14 protein-coding genes are annotated in these 18957 nt (G+C 46.1%); 11 read left to right on the top strand and 3 right to left on the bottom strand.

Annotation, left to right across the window (positions count from 1 at the left end; translation table 11 throughout):
* The first annotated feature begins 30 nt into the window (after nt 1-30).
* From AM1_RS19505 to AM1_RS19495, 3 genes are all read left to right on the top strand, one after another.
* Nucleotides 31-639, top strand: a complete 609-nt coding sequence (locus tag AM1_RS19505) for a hypothetical protein (protein ID WP_012164614.1) — start codon at nt 31-33, stop codon at nt 637-639.
* A 356-nt stretch (nt 640-995) separates the two neighbouring features.
* Nucleotides 996-2117, top strand: coding sequence for a toll/interleukin-1 receptor domain-containing protein (locus AM1_RS19500; RefSeq protein WP_012164613.1), 1122 nt, complete (start codon nt 996-998; stop codon nt 2115-2117).
* Nucleotides 2118-2122: 5 nt separating this feature from the next.
* Entirely contained in the window at nt 2123-4447 is a 2325-nt protein-coding gene (locus tag AM1_RS19495) for a tetratricopeptide repeat protein (protein ID WP_041660023.1), read from the top strand.
* A 131-nt stretch (nt 4448-4578) separates the two neighbouring features.
* Here the strand turns inward: AM1_RS19495 and blaOXA are convergent, their stop codons facing one another.
* Complete coding sequence (gene blaOXA, locus AM1_RS19490; RefSeq protein ID WP_148215780.1) at nt 4579-5421, bottom strand: class D beta-lactamase; 843 nt, start codon at nt 5419-5421, stop codon at nt 4579-4581.
* Between the two features lie 74 nt (nt 5422-5495).
* Nucleotides 5496-7523, bottom strand: coding sequence for a S9 family peptidase (locus tag AM1_RS19485; protein ID WP_012164610.1), 2028 nt, complete (start codon nt 7521-7523; stop codon nt 5496-5498).
* A 491-nt stretch (nt 7524-8014) separates the two neighbouring features.
* Here AM1_RS19485 and AM1_RS19480 point away from each other — a divergent pair, with 491 nt between their 5' ends.
* The 6 genes from AM1_RS19480 to AM1_RS19445 all read left to right on the top strand — a co-directional run bounded on the left by AM1_RS19480 (nt 8015) and on the right by AM1_RS19445 (nt 13594).
* Nucleotides 8015-9409, top strand: a complete 1395-nt coding sequence (locus AM1_RS19480) for a LuxR C-terminal-related transcriptional regulator (protein ID WP_012164609.1) — start codon at nt 8015-8017, stop codon at nt 9407-9409.
* Nucleotides 9410-10232: 823 nt separating this feature from the next.
* On the top strand, nt 10233-10631 hold the full coding sequence (locus AM1_RS19470; protein WP_041660972.1) for a nuclear transport factor 2 family protein: 399 nt from the start codon (nt 10233-10235) through the stop codon (nt 10629-10631).
* An 81-nt stretch (nt 10632-10712) separates the two neighbouring features.
* Nucleotides 10713-11357 carry a class I SAM-dependent methyltransferase gene (locus tag AM1_RS19465; protein WP_012164606.1) on the top strand — a complete coding sequence of 215 codons (645 nt, stop codon included), beginning with the start codon at nt 10713-10715 and terminating at the stop codon, nt 11355-11357.
* 156 nt (nt 11358-11513) lie between these two features.
* Nucleotides 11514-12358 (top strand): IS1-like element ISAcma3 family transposase gene (locus AM1_RS39890; RefSeq protein WP_076611323.1). Its coding sequence is split into 2 segments (ribosomal slippage): nt 11514-11870 and nt 11873-12358, totalling 843 coding nucleotides; the frame shifts between segments, so codons are not numbered across the junction.
* A gap of 73 nt (nt 12359-12431) precedes the next feature.
* Nucleotides 12432-13292: a HEAT repeat domain-containing protein gene (locus AM1_RS19450; protein ID WP_012164605.1), complete on the top strand. Its 861-nt coding sequence runs from the start codon at nt 12432-12434 to the stop codon at nt 13290-13292.
* 95 nt (nt 13293-13387) lie between these two features.
* Nucleotides 13388-13594, top strand: a complete 207-nt coding sequence (locus AM1_RS19445) for a VOC family protein (protein ID WP_012164604.1) — start codon at nt 13388-13390, stop codon at nt 13592-13594.
* A 397-nt stretch (nt 13595-13991) separates the two neighbouring features.
* Here the strand turns inward: AM1_RS19445 and AM1_RS19440 are convergent, their stop codons facing one another.
* The gene (locus AM1_RS19440) at nt 13992-14357 is read right to left on the bottom strand and encodes a hypothetical protein (protein WP_012164603.1); all 366 of its coding nucleotides are present in this window, start codon (nt 14355-14357) and stop codon (nt 13992-13994) included.
* Between the two features lie 200 nt (nt 14358-14557).
* On the opposite strand from AM1_RS19440, the gene AM1_RS19435 reads away from it, so the two are divergent.
* Together AM1_RS19435 and AM1_RS19430 are read left to right on the top strand one after the other, a co-directional pair.
* Nucleotides 14558-17905 carry an nSTAND1 domain-containing NTPase gene (locus AM1_RS19435; protein ID WP_049783760.1) on the top strand — a complete coding sequence of 1116 codons (3348 nt, stop codon included), beginning with the start codon at nt 14558-14560 and terminating at the stop codon, nt 17903-17905.
* A 295-nt stretch (nt 17906-18200) separates the two neighbouring features.
* Nucleotides 18201-18932 carry a hypothetical protein gene (locus tag AM1_RS19430; protein ID WP_012164601.1) on the top strand — a complete coding sequence of 244 codons (732 nt, stop codon included), beginning with the start codon at nt 18201-18203 and terminating at the stop codon, nt 18930-18932.
* Nucleotides 18933-18957: the final 25 nt, after the last annotated feature.

The raw sequence follows: 18957 nt of genomic DNA, 5'->3' as shown, positions 1-18957 counted from the left end.
AGACTTGATTGCTAGAGGTAATAGGACTACATGCTAGGTATATCGCTGATCCATTGGTTAGTTATCCTCAGTGTACTGATTAGTGCAGCTGGGGCCTTCGCCTATATTCGCGATACCCTGGCGGGTAAGACCAAGCCAAACCGGGTGTCTTGGTCTATGTGGGCCTTATCCCCCTTGATTAGTACCGCAGCTGCACTCTCAGCAGGGGCAGCTGGTTGGCCTACTTTGCGCGTTTTTATTGCGGGTTTATTGCCACTCCTAATTTTTTTCGCCTCATTTGTCAATAAACGCAGCTACTGGAAAATGGGAGTCTTTGACTTGAGCTGTGGGGCGTTCTCGTTACTGGCGGTGATTTTATGGGCTGCGATCGCATCTCCGCAACTAGCCATCCTCTGTGCCATCATCGGCGATATTTTTGCCTCTTTTCCCACCTTAATTAAAACCTGGAAATATCCAGATACCGAGACAGGCGCGATGTTTTTTGCCAGTCTCCTCAGCGTGCTATTGGTTCTACCCTCGATTCCCGTCTGGAATATTGCCAATGCTGCCTTTCAGGTTCACCTATTGATTATGAGTTCACTGCTGTTATTTGCTGTCTACCGCAAACTGATTCAGAGACGATTTCACTTTTCCAAGTAATAGCTGTTGCGTACACTCCAGAATTATTGATCCATTTCCAAAAATTAATCTCGGGCAATCCCTGATTTTCTCCCAAAGGAATATCTCGATTCTCTTGCAAGTCTTTATCTGCGTATGTGAATGTATAACAATATTTGATGAGTAGGTGAATTAATTGCATCTCCAGAAACCACAGCTATTAAGGTGAGAACTACAACTACAACTCCATGCCGTTTTTGGCTGACAGATACAGTTACTTAACCTACCTCAACCGAGTTAAACTTATTCGAAGTGGAAAAGGCAAGTCAAAATGCTGCATTATTCTAAAAACTGGGACGCCATCGTTATGCACCGACACCAATTAGAGTTCAGTTAAAATGCAAAAACGTTTTCGCATCGCATTTTCATTTGCAGGAGAAAACAGAGATTTTGTTGCCCGAATAGCAAACTTTCTTGCAGATCGCTTCAGCAAAGAACAACTTCTTTACGATAAATTTCACGAGGGAGAATTTGCCCGTAGCGATCTTGCCTTTTATCTTCCCTCGCTTTATGAGAAGGAAGCCGATCTGGTCGTTGCTATCCTATGCAATAACTACAACGAGAAAAAGTGGTGCGGCCTTGAGTGGAATGCTATTTATAGTGTTCTCATGCAGCGTAAAAATGAAGAAGTTATGCTCTTACGCTTTGGCAACTGCGAACCTACAGGATTGTTTGGTCTTGCAGGTTTTGTTGATCTGGATGATAAGACACCTGAAGAAACAGCTGTACTTATTCTCAGTCGCCTTGCGATTAATGAAGGGCGTAAGAAGGAGTACTATCTTTCGACAAACTCTAAAGATCTGGGTTGGCCTGATATCACCCCTACGCTTGACTGGCCTGTGGCAAATCATCGTGAAGCGAAGCTTGCTTTTGCAAAGCTAATTACGCATAGAGCACCATTCAGAATACTTCCAATCTACGGTCCGACAGAAATAGGTAAGACCCACTTAACAAAGCAGTTTCTCCGAAATGCATTTAAAATTCCGGGATTAACTTGCGGACGTCTAGACTTCAAAGGTTCTACAGACATAGACACGGAACTGCGGATTTTTGCTCAGAACCTCAAGATTGAGGCCCCATCTGGTAGGGTTGTTAGTCAACTTTCTCAAATTTTTACTTCCCTCCAAAAGATTGCGCGTCCCACCCTCCTTATTTTCGACACGTTTGAGATGGCTGGCGAAGCAGAGGCCTGGATGCAACAAAGTCTACTCCTTTCGATCATTCGCGAAACTTGGCTACGTGTTATCGTAGTTGGTCAACATACACTGAAGGTGCACGGAGAACCGTGGGATGAAGCAAGTATCTCACCCATAGAGCTCAGCTTACCTACACCTGAAGAATGGTTTGAGTACGGTCAGACCTACGAACCGGGCCTCCAGCTTGAGTTTGTTCGCACAGCCCATCAGTACTCTAAAGGCAAGAGTACAACACTTGCCCAACTGTTAGGGCCTTCGGATTAAAGCCAATGGATTTCACTGAACGACTCCGTATTCTCCAAAACGCAAAAGGTGACCCAGCAGCCCTTGTTCTTGCTAGTGTCGATTTAGCCCATTCCCCGCTTTCTGAATCACGGCGCCTATCAATTAAAAAGGCATTAATCGCTGCTGCCATACCACACTGGTGCGATTGCGACCTCCTTGTGGCTGTGCTGGACACAACACCCGATCAGGGAGACATCTTATTCAATTCTTTGCGCAAACTCACTGTTATTGAACCCTTTCCTGCCCGGGGCGAGAAAGCCGTGAATGTCCACGAGTCTGCTCGCCTTACCTTGCGGGATTATTTGCGGAAGACAGATCCCGCTCGCTGGCTTTTGTTGTCCACCAATGCTCGGAATTACTTAAACGAGCGTACAGAAGTTCATGCTCGGATCGAAGCACTCTACCACTTGTTTGCAACCGATCAAATAGCTGCTGCAGCCGAATGCGAACTGCTAACTCAGGAAATCACATGCTCTATGCAGCCTGAGAATACTACTGCACTCTCCCTAGCTCTGGAGGAACTAGCTAATGCCGGCTGGCTCAAAGGAAAAGCCCGAGTGGAAGCACTACTAGCTACTTTTGAAGTTCGCAGTTTGCGCGGGGACACCGCCCAACTTGAGGATCAAGCGCTTCAAGTTGTGAATCTTGCTCATGCAGCATCCCATCAATCGGGGATTGCCCGGGCACAGCGCCTTCTAGGAGACATCTACCAAACTAAAGGACGACTGGATGATGCACTCCAAGCATTCAATGAATACCTCTCTATCTGTCAGAACCTGACTTCAGCCGATCCATCTAACGCAGCATGGCAAAGTGATCTCGCTGTCGCACATGCGAGGACCGGAGACATCTACCAAACCAAAGGACGACTGGATGATGCACTCCAAGCATTCAATGAATACCTCTTTATCTGTCAGAATCTGACTTCAGCCGATCCGTCTAACGCAGCATGGCAGCGTGAACTCGGTGTCGCATATTCGAAGACCGGAGACATCTACCAAACCAAAGGACGACTGGATGATGCACTCCAAGCATTCAATGAATACCTCTCTATCTGTCAGAACCTGACTTCAGCCGATCCGTCTAACGCAGCATGGCAACGTGAACTCGGCATCGCGTATTCGAGGACTGGAGACATCTACCAAACTAAAGGACGACTGGATGATGCACTCCAAGCATTCAATGAAGACCTCTCTATCTGTCAGAATCTGACTTCAGCCGATCCGTCTAACGCAGCATGGCAGCGTGAACTCGGTGTCGCATATTCGAGGACCGGAGACATTTACCAAACCAAAGGACGACTGGATGATGCACTCCAAGCATTCAATGAAGACCTCTCTATCTGTCAGAACCTGACTTCAGCCGATCCGTCTAACGCAGCATGGCAAAGTGATCTCGCTGTCGCGCATGCGAGGACCGGAGACATCTACCAAACCAAAGGACGACTAGATGATGCACTCCAAGCATTCAATGAATACCTCTCTATCTTTCAGAACCTGACTTCAGCCGATCCGTCTAACGCAGAATGGCAGCGTGAACTCGGTGTCGCATATTCGAAGATCGGAGACATCTACCAAACCAAAAGACGACTGGATGATGCGCTCCAAGCATTCAATGAATACCTCTCTATCTGTCAGAACCTGACTTCAGCCGATCCATCTAACGCAGCATGGCAACGTGAACTCGGCATCGCATATTCGAGGACCGGAGACATCTACCAAACTAAAGGACGACTAGATGATGCACTCCAAGCATTCAATGAATACCTCTCTATCTGTCAGAATCTGACTTCGGCCGATCCGTCTAACGCAGCATGGCAGCGTGAACTCGGCATCGCGTATTCGAAGATCGGAGACATCTACCAAACTAAAGGACGACTGGATGATGCGCTCCAAGCATTCAATGAATACCTCTCTATCTGTCAGAATCTGACTTCAGCCGATCCGTCTAACGCAGAATGGCAGCGTGAACTCGGTGTCGCATATTCGAGGACCGGAGACATCTACCAAACCAAAGGACGACTGGATGATGCACTCCAAGCATTCAATGAAGACCTCTCTATCTGTCAGAATCTGACTTCAGCCGATCCGTCTAACGCAGAATGGCAGAGTGATCTCGCTGTCGCGTATTCGAAGACCGGAGACATCTACCAAACTAAAGGACGACTGGATGATGCACTCCAAGCATTCAATGAATACCTCTCTATCTGTCAGAACCTGACTTCAGCCGATCCATCTAACGCAGAATGGCAGCATGATCTCGCTGTCGCGCATTCGAAAATCGTAGCCATCTATGAGGCCCTCCAATAGTATTGCCTGCAGTTTTAGAATTTGCGATTGACGTTCTCGTGGACAATACAGACTAATTGCTAGCTTTAAACTCTCACGATTAATGCTGATGACAACACAGGATGGATCGGATCAAACGAATGACAATTCATCTACAACAGATTTAAAGCTTTCAAACTGCGACGCGTTACTTCTGCCCGAGCGGGTAAATCTTTCTGATCACCGATATCGAGATTGGTGGCAAAGAAATAGACATTGTCATTTTGCTCGACATAACCCACATACCAACCAATGCCAGGCTGAAGTGCCCAACCCGTCTTCGCTCGGATGGTGTACTCAGGTGTTTGCTCCACAATCATGATCTGTTTCACCGTTGCGATCGCAGATTCTGAAAAAGGGAGTTCATTGCGATACAACCGCTGGAGGAACTGAATCTGTTCCGTCGGTGAAATCCGTAAATCTCCCGTCAGCCAAAAGGTATCTATCTCATCGGCCTTGCCAATGGATTGATTGCCGTAGCCGACTTTAGTCACCCATTGCTGCATCCGCTGAAAGCCAATGCGACGCGCTAATACCTGGTAGAACCAGACTGCCGATACCTTAAACGCGGTTTGCAAATTCAGGTCTCGATTCCAAGTGGGGAAACTGCGTTCCACCCCATCCCAGGTCAGAATAGCAAGGTCATTAGCAATCACCCCTGTTTCTAGGGCAATCAGGGAGTTGAGGATCTTAAAGGTGGATGCAGGTAAAAACGGCTGGGTATTGCGAGCCGGATTGTGCTGATAGGTGCGGTTGCGTTTGAGGTCGTAAATCAAAATCGAGCCGTTGACCTTGAGATCTTGAAAAGGCTGGGCCAGGGAAACCGTCTGCTGAGCCAATTGGGGAGTGGCTGCAACAGATAGTTCGCCCCAGGGGATGGCGGTTACAGATAGACTTGCGATCGCCAAACACCGGGCAACCCTGTACCCCAACTTTTTATCAGCGTGGTTAACCATCTTCTCCATAACCTACATTCAAAAAACTGCGGGGCAATACACTGAATCGGTCTCACCCCTAATATGGATGGCTCCTACTGCACCGTCTTGATATCCACCGTCAGAGCTTCAATGTTGGTTTGCAGCTCAGGGGACAACTCCTTTTGATAGCGGCCGCCGAGATGCTGGGCAAAAAAGCGTTCCAGAGAGGCAGTCATGGTTAACAGATTGATCTCTTTCCGAAAGCCATGACCTTCATCTGGGGCAATCAGATAGTCCACGGGGCGACCGAGGTCTCTTAAGGCCGCTACGATCTGATCTGACTCGGCCTGTTTCACCCGAGGGTCATTGGCACCTTGAATCACCAGCAACGGCGCTTGAATATTCTGGGCCGAGAATAGCGGCGACTGAGCTTTCAAACGGTCCTGATCGGCTGGATCCTTTGGGTCGCCGACCCGGAGGGCAAACATGGATTTCATCGGTACCCAGTAGGGGGGAATAGAATTGAGCAGGGTCATAATATTGGAGGGACCCACCACCGAAGCCCCCGCTGCATACAGTTCAGGAGTAAAGGCCAACCCAGCCAAGGTCGCATAGCCACCATAGGAAATCCCGGTAATGCCGACCCGCTTAGGATCCGCAATACCCTGGTCAATGAGATACTGGACGCCATCCGTCACATCATGCTGCATAATGCCGGTTCCCCATTGCTCATTTCCCGCATTGAGAAACGCCTTTCCATAGCCCGTCGACCCGCGAAAGTTGGGCTGCAAAATGGCATAGCCTCGATTGGCCAAGAACTGGGCGGCACCGTCATAGCCCCAGTAATCCCGCGCCCAAGGGCCACCGTGGGGAAACACAATCACTGGGAGATTCTTGGGCTCAACGCCTTTGGGTAAGGTCAGATAGGCTGGAATTTCTTGGCCATCGCGACCTCGGTAGCGAATCGGTTGGCGAGGGGCCAAGTGTTGACTGGGTAGCTCTGGGCGCACATCATAGAGCTTTTTCAGAGTTTGAGCCTGGCGATCAAATAGGTAGGTGGCTCCAGGATTTACATCACTTTGGGCATTAATCAATGCCAATCGATCATCCCGAGTGACCGACCCAATGGACAGCTCCAGCTTAGGAAGCTGCTGGCGCAAAAACTTCAAATCCGCAGTGAGCTGATCGGTTTTGGGATAGACGCGACGGCGATCGCCCACGTAATAGGTGGCAACCAATTCATCCGTGGCCTGGGAAAATAATGCACCTCCAAAGTCCACCTGATTTTCAGGATCGGATTCAACGGGTTGGCTCTGCTGAGTGTCCACATTGAGCAGTTCCAGCCGGGTAAAATTCACGTCTCGGTTGGTGCGCAGATAAACCCGCTGACCGTCTGGGTGAAAGCGAATCGGGGCACAGGTCTCCTCAACCTTGCAGGAATACAGGGGGGTGAGCTTGCCGTTTTCAACCTTGAGCAGTTCATTGCCTTTCTCAAGGGTTTGGCGGGCCGCCAGGCGAACTGTTCCATCTAAGTCCGTGACCCAGCCCGCAATATTCTGATCGTTTTGGATCAGGAGGGTCCGCTCTCCCGTGGTGAGATTGAGACGATAGACATCATGGACCTGTGGATTACGGTCATTGAGGCCAATAATCACTTCATTGGGGGTCCGTTTCGGCACGGCATAGACCTGAGCTGTTATCCCTTCAAACGGGGTAAGGTCACGAGCTTGAGTCTGGCCACCGACGGTTTTGGGGTCAACGGCATAGAGCCGGAAATTTTCATTGCCCCCTTTATCCTGACCGTAGAGAATATAGCGACCGTCCGCACTCCAGAAATAGATCATAATCGGGCTTGTAGCGTCGGCCGTGACGGGACGAGCAGCGGACATCGGTTCATTAATGCCTTTAACCCAGACATTAATCACCCCCTTTAGAGGTTTTTGGAAGGCCAGAAATTGACCATCCGGGGACAGTTGGGCACCGGAAATCTCTGGATCGGAGAAAAACAGCTCGCGGTCGATCAGTGGGGGCAGGCTGGTTTGAGGGCTGGGGCTTTCCGCTGCGAGGCTGGCAGAGATGGGGGTCAGCCCCATCAAGCTAGCCATAAACATTAGGCTAACGGTGCGCGGTAAGGGTTGCATAGGGTGTACTCCACAATAGGTTAGTTCGGATCTGATTGAATGTGGTCTATGGGTTGCGATCGCACGCTCCAATACGGATGCGATAGATATTCAAGGACAGATGTTCTAAGATCGAAAAGGTATTGTGCAAACGGCTTCAAACCGTTACGGTTGCCCCAAGTTCATGTTCTGGTCCGGGTATAGAGGAGGCTGAATCAACTGGTCACACCATTGATTCAGAAGATCGGAAAAATGCAACGGTTTCTTGCTGATGCAGGGTTGATAAGGATTCTACAGCCTGATCAGAGAAATCATCGGGAAGCGGTCTCCATTGAAATAGGCCGGTTTAGAGGCGTCCTCCTTTTCCTTCTATCCCCTCATCACCTGCAGTTCTGGCATAGGACATAGACGCCCTGTTCCCCGACTTTCCCCATGATTGAACCAACCGTTCCCCCCGAATTGATATCTGTTGCTTCCTGTACTCACACAATTTGGATTAGACATTTTTCTAAATGCTTGAAAATGCAACATTGGTCTGGGACCTAGAGCAAGCCAATAAGGTTGCGCTAGGATTTTCCACCTCATTGGACCCTGAGACCATTGCCCGTCTCGCCACAGATGGCTTCGTGGAACAGTTTAACTGTGCCTTTGCCCGCATCTGGCTGGTGGAGCCGGATCAGACGATGCTGAAACTAGTGGCTTCTTCTGGACTCTATACCCGCACTGACGGCACATTCAGCCGCATTCCCATGGGGGAATTTAAGATTGGCAAAATTGCTCAAAATCGGGTTTCTCTCCTGAGCAATAATTTGGCCAAGGAATCCTGGGTAAGGAATCCAGATTGGGCCATCGCCAACAATATCAACGGCTTTGCAGGGTACCCCTTAGCCCATGGAGATAAGGTGATTGGTGTCTTGGCGGTATTTAGTCATGACGCTATCCGTCCAGAGTTTCTGAAGATTTTATCCAGTCTCTGTACCACCCTGACCGTAGCTTTAGAAATGGCGTCTCTGCACCAGTCAGAACGGCAGGTGCCCCCAGGCATGGACACCCAACGGATCTTGGCCAATCTGTCTTTATCGGATGCGATGGCCCATATCTTAGGGCAAGCAACCGTATTGGTGTTGGGGACAGAACGATGTCTAGACGTGTCCAAAACCCATCTCTTTTTGCGGACTGCTGAAACCCTTAAGGATCTCGATTGCAGCTACTGCCGCCTGACCTACGGCGAAGATGCAGTAACCTTAGAAGCCATTGCTGCCGCCCCCGTCTCCCCCGAACGGAGCGCCTGGGAGCGAACCACCTTTGGTCGTTTATCTTTGATGGCGTCATGTTTTAATGGCATCTTCAAAATCAGTTCAGAACCTAATATCAAGGCCATTCAAGTGGCCTTAACCTTTCCTGTAGCCGTTCAAGAGACTCGTGTGCGCATCCAGTGTGCGTCTCCCTTAGTGCAAACGGGACTGATGCACCTGGCCTCTGGAGCTGGATTACAGGTTTGCGTCAGCAGCGATCCAAAAATCCCGCTTCTAACGGATCAAGTGGACCTGCTCGAAACCAGTCACTATGCGCTTTGGGTCAGCCATAGCTCAGCCATAACACCCAAAAGCGCCAAGGCAAACCTCCAGCTTTCCATCACTGCTGAGCAATTAGGGGAAGCGGTGGTATCTGTCATGCAAGGGGAAACCTGGGGACTAGATCAAGACGAACAGCAGCTTTCTGCCCGTGAAAGAGACGTTCTGGCGTTATTAGTCCAGGGCTTTCGTGATCGCGATATCGCTGAGCAGCTCTTTATCAGCGATAGTACGGTTAAATTTCATATCAACAATATCCTCGTTAAACTGAACGCGAAAACCCGGCTACAGGCTCTCTATAATTTGATGTCCCTCCAGGGGCATGAGATTTAGAGAACGTCAAAAGGCGATAATACGTCTTTTATCCTGGCCACACTTTGAGACTGTCTCAGTCACCGGTTGAATAGACGGTCTCTCTACAGCAGGCTTGAGTCGCCTGCGCATCATGCTCAAACTCAGCAAGTACAAAAAGAACAAAATCAGCGATAAATGAATACTGGCTTTAACGGCCAGCCAAGGGATACGGTTAGGCATGTGTTTATCAAGGGTATCGACAGTAAGAGTCACATCTGGCACCATTGGTATCGTTTCTATGTTCAGGGCAGATCAGTGATGCCAATGAGAGCGGAATAGAGAGCAGATATCTTGTGAATGTTGACGGTGCGATTTCAATTAAGAATGACCTCAAAAAACGAACAAAGTTCAGTTAAGTTTTAAAAAATTCCGCAGAATTTTTAACTAATATACTTCGATAGTTCTTCTACAGTTTATGAGGTCAGATCAGCTCTCGTAACTCTATATTTAAAGAGGACTTTAGCTAGATAATCCAAACTTATGCCCCAAAGCCAAATCTTCACTAAAACCCTTACACAGAAATACTTTAGGGAAAAATCAGCCATCCTATCTAGCCATATTCTGTTGCGTTAACCTATTGATATCCTTAGGCCATAGATCAAATTAATTTATGGGGGATGGCAGATAAAAATAGAAAAGCTATTAGTTTTTACAGGGACTATTTCTAATAGTATTGCCAGCTTGATAAAGCCGAGTTAGAAATACTAGGATCTTAGAGTGCGTTGCATGTTGCACCATCATTTCTGAAGTGCTGCAACATCAGCGTTCAATCCTTGATCAAAATTCAGCTGGGAGATGGAATATGAGGCGGGAGCACCCCAATATCTCTATATTTAGACGACTAGATCCGAGTAACCTGGCTGCAGACCCAACGCTGTTTGCCCCTGGTTTTGTTTGGCATTTTTTCAATCCCCACCTCCCCGATATTGAGGGGGACTATGTGGGGTTAGCGGGCCTGCAAGCCTTCTTTGAGGTATTGGAAACGCTGACAGCAGGAACCTTTCAGGTTGAACCCATCTCCGTTACGGCAGTGGGCGATGAGCTGATCGTCACCCATGTCAAAGATCGGATGATGTTGAACGGGCAACCCATCGAGCTGGATGCTGTTGTAGTGTGGCGAATGGTCAATGGCTGTATTGCGGAAGCCTGGGATATCCCATCGGTTTATACCGAACACCCTCCGATTCCACAAGTTGCTTAACTCAGCCAGATATCCCATCGTTCCCCATGACGACTCGTAGCCACCGAATCGCGTTCTCATCGCATGACCAAGGAGATGCTTATGACTCAGTCGATGCAGTTTTGGGACAAAGTTGCTGATAGCTATGCCAAGCAGCCCATTGCCGATCAGGCCACTTACGAAAAAAAGCTAGAAGTGACGCAAAAGTACCTACAGCCAGATATGGAGGTCCTGGAATTTGGCTGTGGCACCGGCTCTACTGCTTTGATTCATGCGCCCCATGTGAAGCATATTCGGGCGATTGATTTTTCAGCCAACATGATAAAAATCGCCCGGTCCAAAGCCGAGGCCCAGAACATCCAAAACGTCACCTTTGAGCAAGCCAGCATTGACGAGTTGAGCCTCCCTAATCAAAGCATTGATGTGGTGCTGGGTCTAAACGTTTTGCATTTACTGAAAGACAAGGAAACCGAAATTGCCAAGGTCTACAACATACTCAAACCGGGTGGACGGTTTATTACGAGTACGGTGTGCCTGGGAGGAACGATGGATTGGCTAAAGGTGGTTGCCCCCATTGGCAAATTTCTGCGGCTATTTCCACTGGTCAGGGTCTTTTCGGTACAAGAGTTGGAGCAAAGTTTGACGGATGCAGGCTTTGAGGTTGAGCAACCCTGGCAACCCAGTGAGTTCACCTGGCAGCTGGGCTCGGGAAAGGTCGCATTTATTGTGGCAACCAAAGCAGCTTAGAAAAGGAAAAGCATGACACAGTGGATAACAATTTTCGGAACGAGCAGTGTCAGGGGAACACCCCTTGATCGTGGCTAGATCAGGGTATGTTTATGAGGTCGCACTGGGGTCGTGCATCAAAGAAGTGTGGGTTTGTTAAACCGATAGGGAGTCGAGTTGTTTTATTTCCTCATGCAATGTCCTCTATGTGGTCATCCTAAAACCCACAAACATGGCAAGACCAGCAAAGGCAGTCAACGTTACCGTTGCCCCCACTGTCAACAGACCTTTAGTGAGACCTTTGACACCCTGTGTTATCGCCGTCAGATCTCTCCTGAAACGATCCAGACCATCCTTCAAGCTCATGTTGAAGGGAGTAGTCTACGAGGACTCTCTCGCATCACGGGTGTAGCGTATAACACTTGTGTGAGTGTGGTTCGTTCAGCGAGTCATAAATCCCAAATGATTCACAATGGGGAAGTTCAGGCCGTTGCGACCGACGTCATTAATGCAGATGAGTTGTGGTCCTTTGTCAAAAAAAGCAAAAGCACTGTGAGCCGAAGGAGTTGAGGGTAGGCGACTGCTGGATAGCATTGAGTCTTGCGAAAGAGAGTGGTCTCGTGCTCAGTGGCCGTATTGGCAAACATACCGACGAGCTAGCTCAAGAATTGATTGAAAATACTGAGGGCAAAACCGCCTGTCATCATTGGCAAACGGATGGTTGGGAAGGGTACGCACGACAATTACCCGATGAGGTCGTCCATGAAGTGAGTAAAGCCCTGACCCAACGCTTAGAGCGGACCAATGGCATCGTGCGTCAGCAGACCGGGCGTTGGCATCGACGACAGAATAAGTTTGGCAAAGTCTGGCAACAGAGTGCGATGACTTTAAGATTGGTGCTGAGCTATTTCAACTGGATTTGGTGCCACTCTCGATTCAAGAACACGGCTGCCCAACGAGCTGGATTGACGGAGCGTCCTTGGAGATGGCAAGACTTAGCTTCCTATCCCACACTTTGTTGATGCACAATCCGCACTGGCATTCAAAGCCGACTGAGTCTACGCTACTATTGACGCGATTTCTGTCATTGAAGCTATGCCTATCCCTGCGTACCAAGATCCTGTAGCCCAACTCCTCACTCTAGGATATCCAGAAGATTTAAATAGCCCCGAGGCTATTGATTATCTCCAAAACTTTGGATTTACAGAAGCTCATATCCCTGAACTCAGCCGGCTCGCTGCTGAAGAAGACTTGAACTGGGATGATGAGGGAGAGGGCTATTCCCCCATGCATGCTTGTCGTGCATTAGGTCAACTCAAAACAGAGAAAGCGATTCAAGCACTGTTGGCTTTCTTTGATAGTGAGTATGACTTTTTAAGAGAAGAGTTGCCCACGATCTTGGGAAAAATAGGCCCAACCTGTATTCCCATACTCTCGGGTTATCTAGCTGAGGGGGAACGTCCTTGGCTAGGGATCTCTACGGCCGCTTCAGGACTCACCAAAATTGCTCAACTAAACCCTGATTATCGCCAAGAATGCATTGATGAATTAACGACAGCGCTAGCTCGTCATAAGGAACAAGCAGCGGAGACGAATGCAAGTTTAGTTGTCGAGTTAATCAACTTAAAAGCGACTGGAGCCGTCAGTGTAATTGAACGGGCTTACAAGGAAGGCCCAATGGACGAAATGTTCTGTGGCAGCTGGGCAAGAGTGCAGATTGCGCTAGGACTGGCAACAGAAGCAGACTTTTCTCCAGAAGAACTTCAGCATCAGGAACCAGAGTGGATGGAGCAAATCCGTCGATTGGCAAATATGACCACTGAGTTGGCACGGGAACAGAGCAAATTACCCGACTTTAGCAAAGGTGCTTTATCCCAGAACCGGAAAAAGTCAGGAAAGAAAACGACGGGGTTTGGGGCTGTGAAACCCAAGAACAAAAAACGCAAGAAAAAGTGATGAAGCGGTCTATCCAGGGAACGGATGCGTCTTTGACGGAAGGGTCTCGTCTATAGGAGTGAAGCCATCAAAAAGTTAGCGCTGGAGATCAAACAATGTCTCGCATCCAACTCGCCCTTAATGTCAAAGACCTGGAAGCGGCTACTCGTTTTTACAGCAAACTATTTGCCACTGAACCGGCCAAGCGTCGACCTGGGTATACCAACTTTGCGATCGCAAACCCGCCACTCAAACTGGTGTTATTCGAAAACTCCACAGCCACCAGCAAGTTAAACCACGTGGGCATTGAAGTGGAGTCATAGGAGCAGGTTGCAAAAGAAAGAGGTAGGCTTAGCAAAGCTAAGCCTACCAGTCTGTTCAGACAATCAAACTACTTGCTACTATGCCCTGTAAGACAAAGCCTGGGTCACCGATGCAGAGGGGGATGAGTGGGAAATTTATAAGGTCAATCTTTACCTGCTCAATCTAATGCAGTGTTTCGTGGGCAAGGCTATTTCAAGTTTTTGCAAGAAAATCTGAAACCAAGATTCTTGTGTACCCAGACTTTCCATAACATGATTGCTATCTCATGAATTGCTAATGTTTTTGAGTTACCTCTGGTGAACTGGAAATAGCCCTAGATCTGTGGATTCATATTCAGTGGTGTAAATTATGTCGAGTTTCCCCCAAACTTCCGACATCTCGCAATAAGTTATGACACTACTTGATTATTCCAATCTTTGATCCTATGACGTTTTGGCCAATATTTCCCTTAGCACCCTGGCCAATATTGATAGTCCCAGACACTGTTTTTCCAGGCTGCAGCTGTTCTAACAACTCCTGTGCAGCCTTGAGAATTTCTTCGTCTTTATCAATACCCGACTCAGCTAGTGCATCCTTTAGAGGTTCTTCCCAGACATCCGGTTTTTCTTCATATTTCGCTAATGCCATTTCTGCTTCTGGTTTCCCCACAACCTTCTTTTGAATAAGTGCTTTTAATCCCTTGTAAGCATCAGGTGCAGCATCACCTGCGACTTTAGCAGCCCCAGTAACCAGAGCTGTCAAAATAAGCATCATAGGATCCATAATTTTAAACTCCTAATAGATTGAGTTAGTGAATAGTCAAGAGGGGAAGCACTTTTACAGAAATATTTATAAGATTACTCCACTATTCTGTTCTTTATTCGAAGGAATGAATTTCTTTGCATATTTTTTGTTCATTCTACAGATAATTAATTGAGAATAATTTGGAGTCACTCCTCTTCAGGAATGTTCGAGAGGTAAACATGGTTAATGACAGCTCTCCTAGAAAGATTGATATTGGCCAGGGTGCTAAGGGAAATATTGGCCAAAATGTTATTGGGTCTACCTATATTGAGCAACAGCTCTTAATTACACCGGAGACGATTAAACTAAATTCATTCCAAGCAAGGTCACCCTATAAAGCGCTAAAACGTTTTGATGTTGACGATGTTGAGTACTTTTTTGGTCGCTATCAGCTTGCACAGGCATTGCAAGTAGCACTTAAGACCAAGAATTTGGTTTTGGTTCTTGGAGCTTCTGGTAGTGGTAAATCATCGGTAGTACGAGCAAAGATTATTCCTGAGTTCTTAAGTACTAGTTCCAATCATCATGGTTTTGTTCTGACACCTGGGAAGAATCCTTTTCAGTCACTTTATACAAGTTTAATTGGTAGAGATAAGACTGGATTGGATAAAGATTATCGCTTCGATGAGTCACAAACTGAATTTATTTTAAAGGAAAAATCCAATGTTTTCTCACAAATAGCCTACCGCCTTAAAGAACAAAATACTGAGTGGTTAGTCTTCATTGATCAATTTGAGGAACTATTTACTCGTTGTACAAACTTGCAACAGCGAAAGAATTTTATAAATAGTATTACTAAAATTGCTGACTCTAAGGATTGCTCGCTCAAGATTATGTTGGCAATGCGGGCTGATTTTCTAGAACAGTTCAGCCCATATGCTCAATTTGGCAAGGCTGTGCAACAGGAAATTTACCTCGTCACTGATATGCCAGAAGATGAACTAGAGCTGGCAATTAAGGGTCCAGCCGCGAAGCATGGAGTGCGATTTGAACCGAAGCTGGTTAGAGAAATCATTCACGATGTTCAAGGACAAGCGGGAGCTTTGCCTTTGATGCAATATACCTTGGATCAACTGTGGAAGTACGAATTCGAACATGATGAACTGAATGATCGAATTCTAAATACTCAGAATTACCGAGCTCTTGGCAAGGTGAGAGGTACCTTGGAAAAACATGTCAACAAGATCTATGAAGAACTTGGTACGGATGGACAACAAGCAGTTAAGCAGATTTTCTTAAGTCTAGTTAAACTTATTGAAACAGATGGTGTAAGCAAGCCTGTTAGCCAAAGTATGGCTAGATCCAAATTCTATGGAGCTACTGTACAAGCAACGATTGATCGGCTCATCAATGAGAATTTGTTGGTCAGCAATAGCGAGTGCTTGAACCTATCAGGCTTACCAAAGCAAGAGACCAAAAACTCTTCTGCACAACAAGCAACAATTGAGATTGCCCATGAGATTCTGTTGAGTTCGTGGAAAATGCTGGAAGGTTGGATTGATGAAACTAAGGAAACTCTGTTGATAAAATCTCGTTTAGTTGAGGATTTAGGGCGTTGGAATGAAACATGTCAATCGAATGAAGAATTACTAAAGGGTTCTTTCCTAGAGAAGGTCATTGAGCTCCGTAGTTCCAATCGTTTTGAATTACAATCTCTTACCCTCAGCGCAGATGAGAACAAATATATAAATGCTAGTCTCCGCTTTCAAAAGCGAGAATTAAAGCGAGCCAGAAGTATCGCTATTGGTGCATCTATTGGTTCGGTATTGATGGCAGGTACTGCCATTTTTGCGTTGTTTCAGACGCAAAGCGCCCAGCGGCAACGAGTAAAGCAATTGGCGACAAACTCTAAAGCTTTAGCTGAGAGCCAACCTGTGCAAGCAATAATTAATGCCATTGCTGCAAAGAGATTAAGCCAGTCAGCGTTTGTTCAATTTCCCGACCGTCCACAGTTCGATTTTGTAGACGATAGCTTACTGACTGCGGTTCTTGCTAACAGGGAGCGCAATCAGTTTATCCATAAATCTTCTGTCATGTCAGTAGCATTTAGTCCTGATGGTCAGCACATTGTCAGTGGCAGTGGTGACAATACTGTACAAATTTGGAATGCTAAGACTGGTGACCTGATCGGCAAACCATTGAAAGGACATAAGTCCTATGTCATGTCAGTAGCATTTAGTCCTGATGGTCAGCACATTGTCAGTGGCAGTTATGACAAAACCGTGCGACTTTGGGATGCTAAAACCGGTGCCCCAATCGGTAAACCATTGAAAGGACACAAGTCTGTGGTCGAATCAGTGGCATTTAGTCCTGATGGCCAGCTCATCGCCAGCAACAGTAGTGACAAAACCATGCGACTTTGGGATGCTAAAACCGGTGACCCGATCGGCAAACCATTTAAAGGACATGAAGATACTGTTATGTCAGTAGCATTTAGTCCTGATGGCCAGCACATCGTCAGTGGCAGTTATGACAAAACCGTGCGACTCTGGGACACAGAGACTGGTAGCTCTATCAGTAAACCGTTGAAAGGACATGAAGATTTTGTCAGGTCAGTAGCATTTAGTCCTGATGGCCAACACATCGCTAGCGGCAGTAGGGATAAAACCATACGAGTCTGGGATGCCAAAACCGGTGAAATCATTGGCAAGCCGTTGAAAGGACATGAAGATTTTGTCAGGTCAGTAGCATTTAGTCCTGATGGCCAACACATCGCTAGTGGCAGTTGGGACAAAACCATACGAGTCTGGGATGCTAAAACCGGTGAAATCATTGGCAAGCCGTTGAAAGGACATGAATCAGCTGTCATGTCAGTAGCATTTAGTCCTGATGGCCAACACATCGCTAGCGGCAGTAATGACAACACCGTCCGACTTTGGAATGCCAAAACCGGTGACCCTGTAGGCAAGCCGTTAAAAGGCCATAAGTCTTTGGTCAGAACAGTGACATTTAGTCCTGATGGCCAACACATCGTTAGCGGCAGTGGTGACAAAACCTTACGACTTTGGGATGCTAAAACCGGTGACCCTGTAGGCAAGCCATTAAGAGGGCATAAGTTGCCTGTCATGTCAGTGGCATTTAGTCCTGACAGTCAACGCATTGTCAGCAGTAGTGGAGATAGAACCATACGATTTTGGGATGCTAAAACCGGTGACCCTATAGGCAAGCCGTTAAGAGGACATGAGTTATCTATCATGTCAGTGGCATTTAGTCCTGACAGTCAACGCATTGTCAGCGGCAGTTGGGACAAAACTATTCGACTTTGGGATGCCAAAACTGGTGACCTTATCGGCAAACCACTGAAAGGACATGAGTCTTCAGTTATGTCAGTAGCTTTTAGTCTTGATGGCCAGCGCATCATCAGCAGTAGTGATGACAAAAGCGTCCGTATCTGGAATATTTCTGATTTGAAATCTTTACTGTCAACTGCTTGCCATCAACTGTACTATCATTCCATATTCAAGCAGCCAACCAAAGGTGAGGATATTGTCATAGAAGCTATGCAAGCCTGTGATCATTATATTTAGAAAATACTTTATAGATTCTAGTTTAAGAGTCCAAATCATAAAGTTACTGTCATCAAATATAAAGAGATGATCATAAGTAGATTGAACCGAATTAAATGCCTTATCACTTTTGTTATTCAAAAGAGAAAAGGAGTGAAACTAGGCTTTATAAAGGGGATAAGAGGGTTAATTTAGAGCAAAACAAAAAGAAAGTTAAAATGTATATTATTAAGCTAAATTTATAGCTAACTTCATCTATAGCTAAAAGCTTCAAATACCAAAAAATGTATCAGAGAAACTATAAAACTAATGAACAATGAAAAAAATAATTTCTATAATTTTTGCATCCTTCATAGTTCTATTTCCTATTAAATCCTGCTTGTCTTCTGAAAACTCTATAGGCAAACGAACAGTAGTCGTATTATTTGATGGTTTATTTGCTGAATTACGCAGTAGCTCATCCAACTCCAATGGTATCGAAAAGCTAAATATAGCCTTACGAAATAATTTCAATAGTGGATTAAAAATATCTATTTCTAGTAAAGTATTCCAACATCATGAAAATGAAGAAGCTTATAGGTATATAAAGTCATTTAGTGATATAGGAAAGTTAGTAATAATTGGATATAGTCTTGGTGGTCGTTCGGCAATTAAATTATCGAAAGAGTTATTGTTACCTGAGGATCAAATTATCGATTTATTGATTCAGATCGACTCAGTAAAAGCAAATAATAATACTTTACCTACAAATGTAACTTCAGGAATTAATTACTATCAAGAGTCAACGGATTTCTTGGAGCCTCAAGGTGTCAGGGAAATGAGTGGCTCCAGAAATATTAATGTTGAAACACTTTTGTCTGATACAACAATTACTCACCAGAATATAGATGACAATCAATATTTAATGCAGATAATCATAAAAGAAATAGATAATATCAAGAAAACCCAAAAGCGAAATACAGACAATAAAGTAATTTTAAATAAAAATAAGGAGTTCGATGAAGATATAATCAAAACAATCGAAGAAAATATAAAGATTTTTGAATAAAAATAGTTATTTTACATCTATATTT

Source organism: Acaryochloris marina MBIC11017 (genome assembly GCF_000018105.1).
Taxonomy (GTDB): domain Bacteria; phylum Cyanobacteriota; class Cyanobacteriia; order Thermosynechococcales; family Thermosynechococcaceae; genus Acaryochloris; species Acaryochloris marina.
Note: the sequence above shows the minus strand (reverse complement) of the source record. Positions and strands in the feature narration are given on the sequence as shown.

What these genes read in the sequence shown, in the direction of transcription:
- AM1_RS19505 (WP_012164614.1), top strand. Translation starts at nt 31, where the DNA reads ATGCTAGGTATATCGCTGATCCATTGGTTAGTTATCCTCAGTGTACTG.
- AM1_RS19500 (WP_012164613.1), top strand. Translation starts at nt 996, where the DNA reads ATGCAAAAACGTTTTCGCATCGCATTTTCATTTGCAGGAGAAAACAGA.
- AM1_RS19495 (WP_041660023.1), top strand. Translation starts at nt 2,123, where the DNA reads ATGGATTTCACTGAACGACTCCGTATTCTCCAAAACGCAAAAGGTGAC.
- blaOXA (WP_148215780.1), bottom strand. Translation starts at nt 5,421, where the DNA reads ATGGTTAACCACGCTGATAAAAAGTTGGGGTACAGGGTTGCCCGGTGT.
- AM1_RS19485 (WP_012164610.1), bottom strand. Translation starts at nt 7,523, where the DNA reads ATGCAACCCTTACCGCGCACCGTTAGCCTAATGTTTATGGCTAGCTTG.
- AM1_RS19480 (WP_012164609.1), top strand. Translation starts at nt 8,015, where the DNA reads ATGCTTGAAAATGCAACATTGGTCTGGGACCTAGAGCAAGCCAATAAG.
- AM1_RS19470 (WP_041660972.1), top strand. Translation starts at nt 10,233, where the DNA reads ATGAGGCGGGAGCACCCCAATATCTCTATATTTAGACGACTAGATCCG.
- AM1_RS19465 (WP_012164606.1), top strand. Translation starts at nt 10,713, where the DNA reads ATGACTCAGTCGATGCAGTTTTGGGACAAAGTTGCTGATAGCTATGCC.
- AM1_RS19450 (WP_012164605.1), top strand. Translation starts at nt 12,432, where the DNA reads ATGCCTATCCCTGCGTACCAAGATCCTGTAGCCCAACTCCTCACTCTA.
- AM1_RS19445 (WP_012164604.1), top strand. Translation starts at nt 13,388, where the DNA reads ATGTCTCGCATCCAACTCGCCCTTAATGTCAAAGACCTGGAAGCGGCT.
- AM1_RS19440 (WP_012164603.1), bottom strand. Translation starts at nt 14,357, where the DNA reads ATGGATCCTATGATGCTTATTTTGACAGCTCTGGTTACTGGGGCTGCT.
- AM1_RS19435 (WP_049783760.1), top strand. Translation starts at nt 14,558, where the DNA reads ATGGTTAATGACAGCTCTCCTAGAAAGATTGATATTGGCCAGGGTGCT.
- AM1_RS19430 (WP_012164601.1), top strand. Translation starts at nt 18,201, where the DNA reads ATGAAAAAAATAATTTCTATAATTTTTGCATCCTTCATAGTTCTATTT.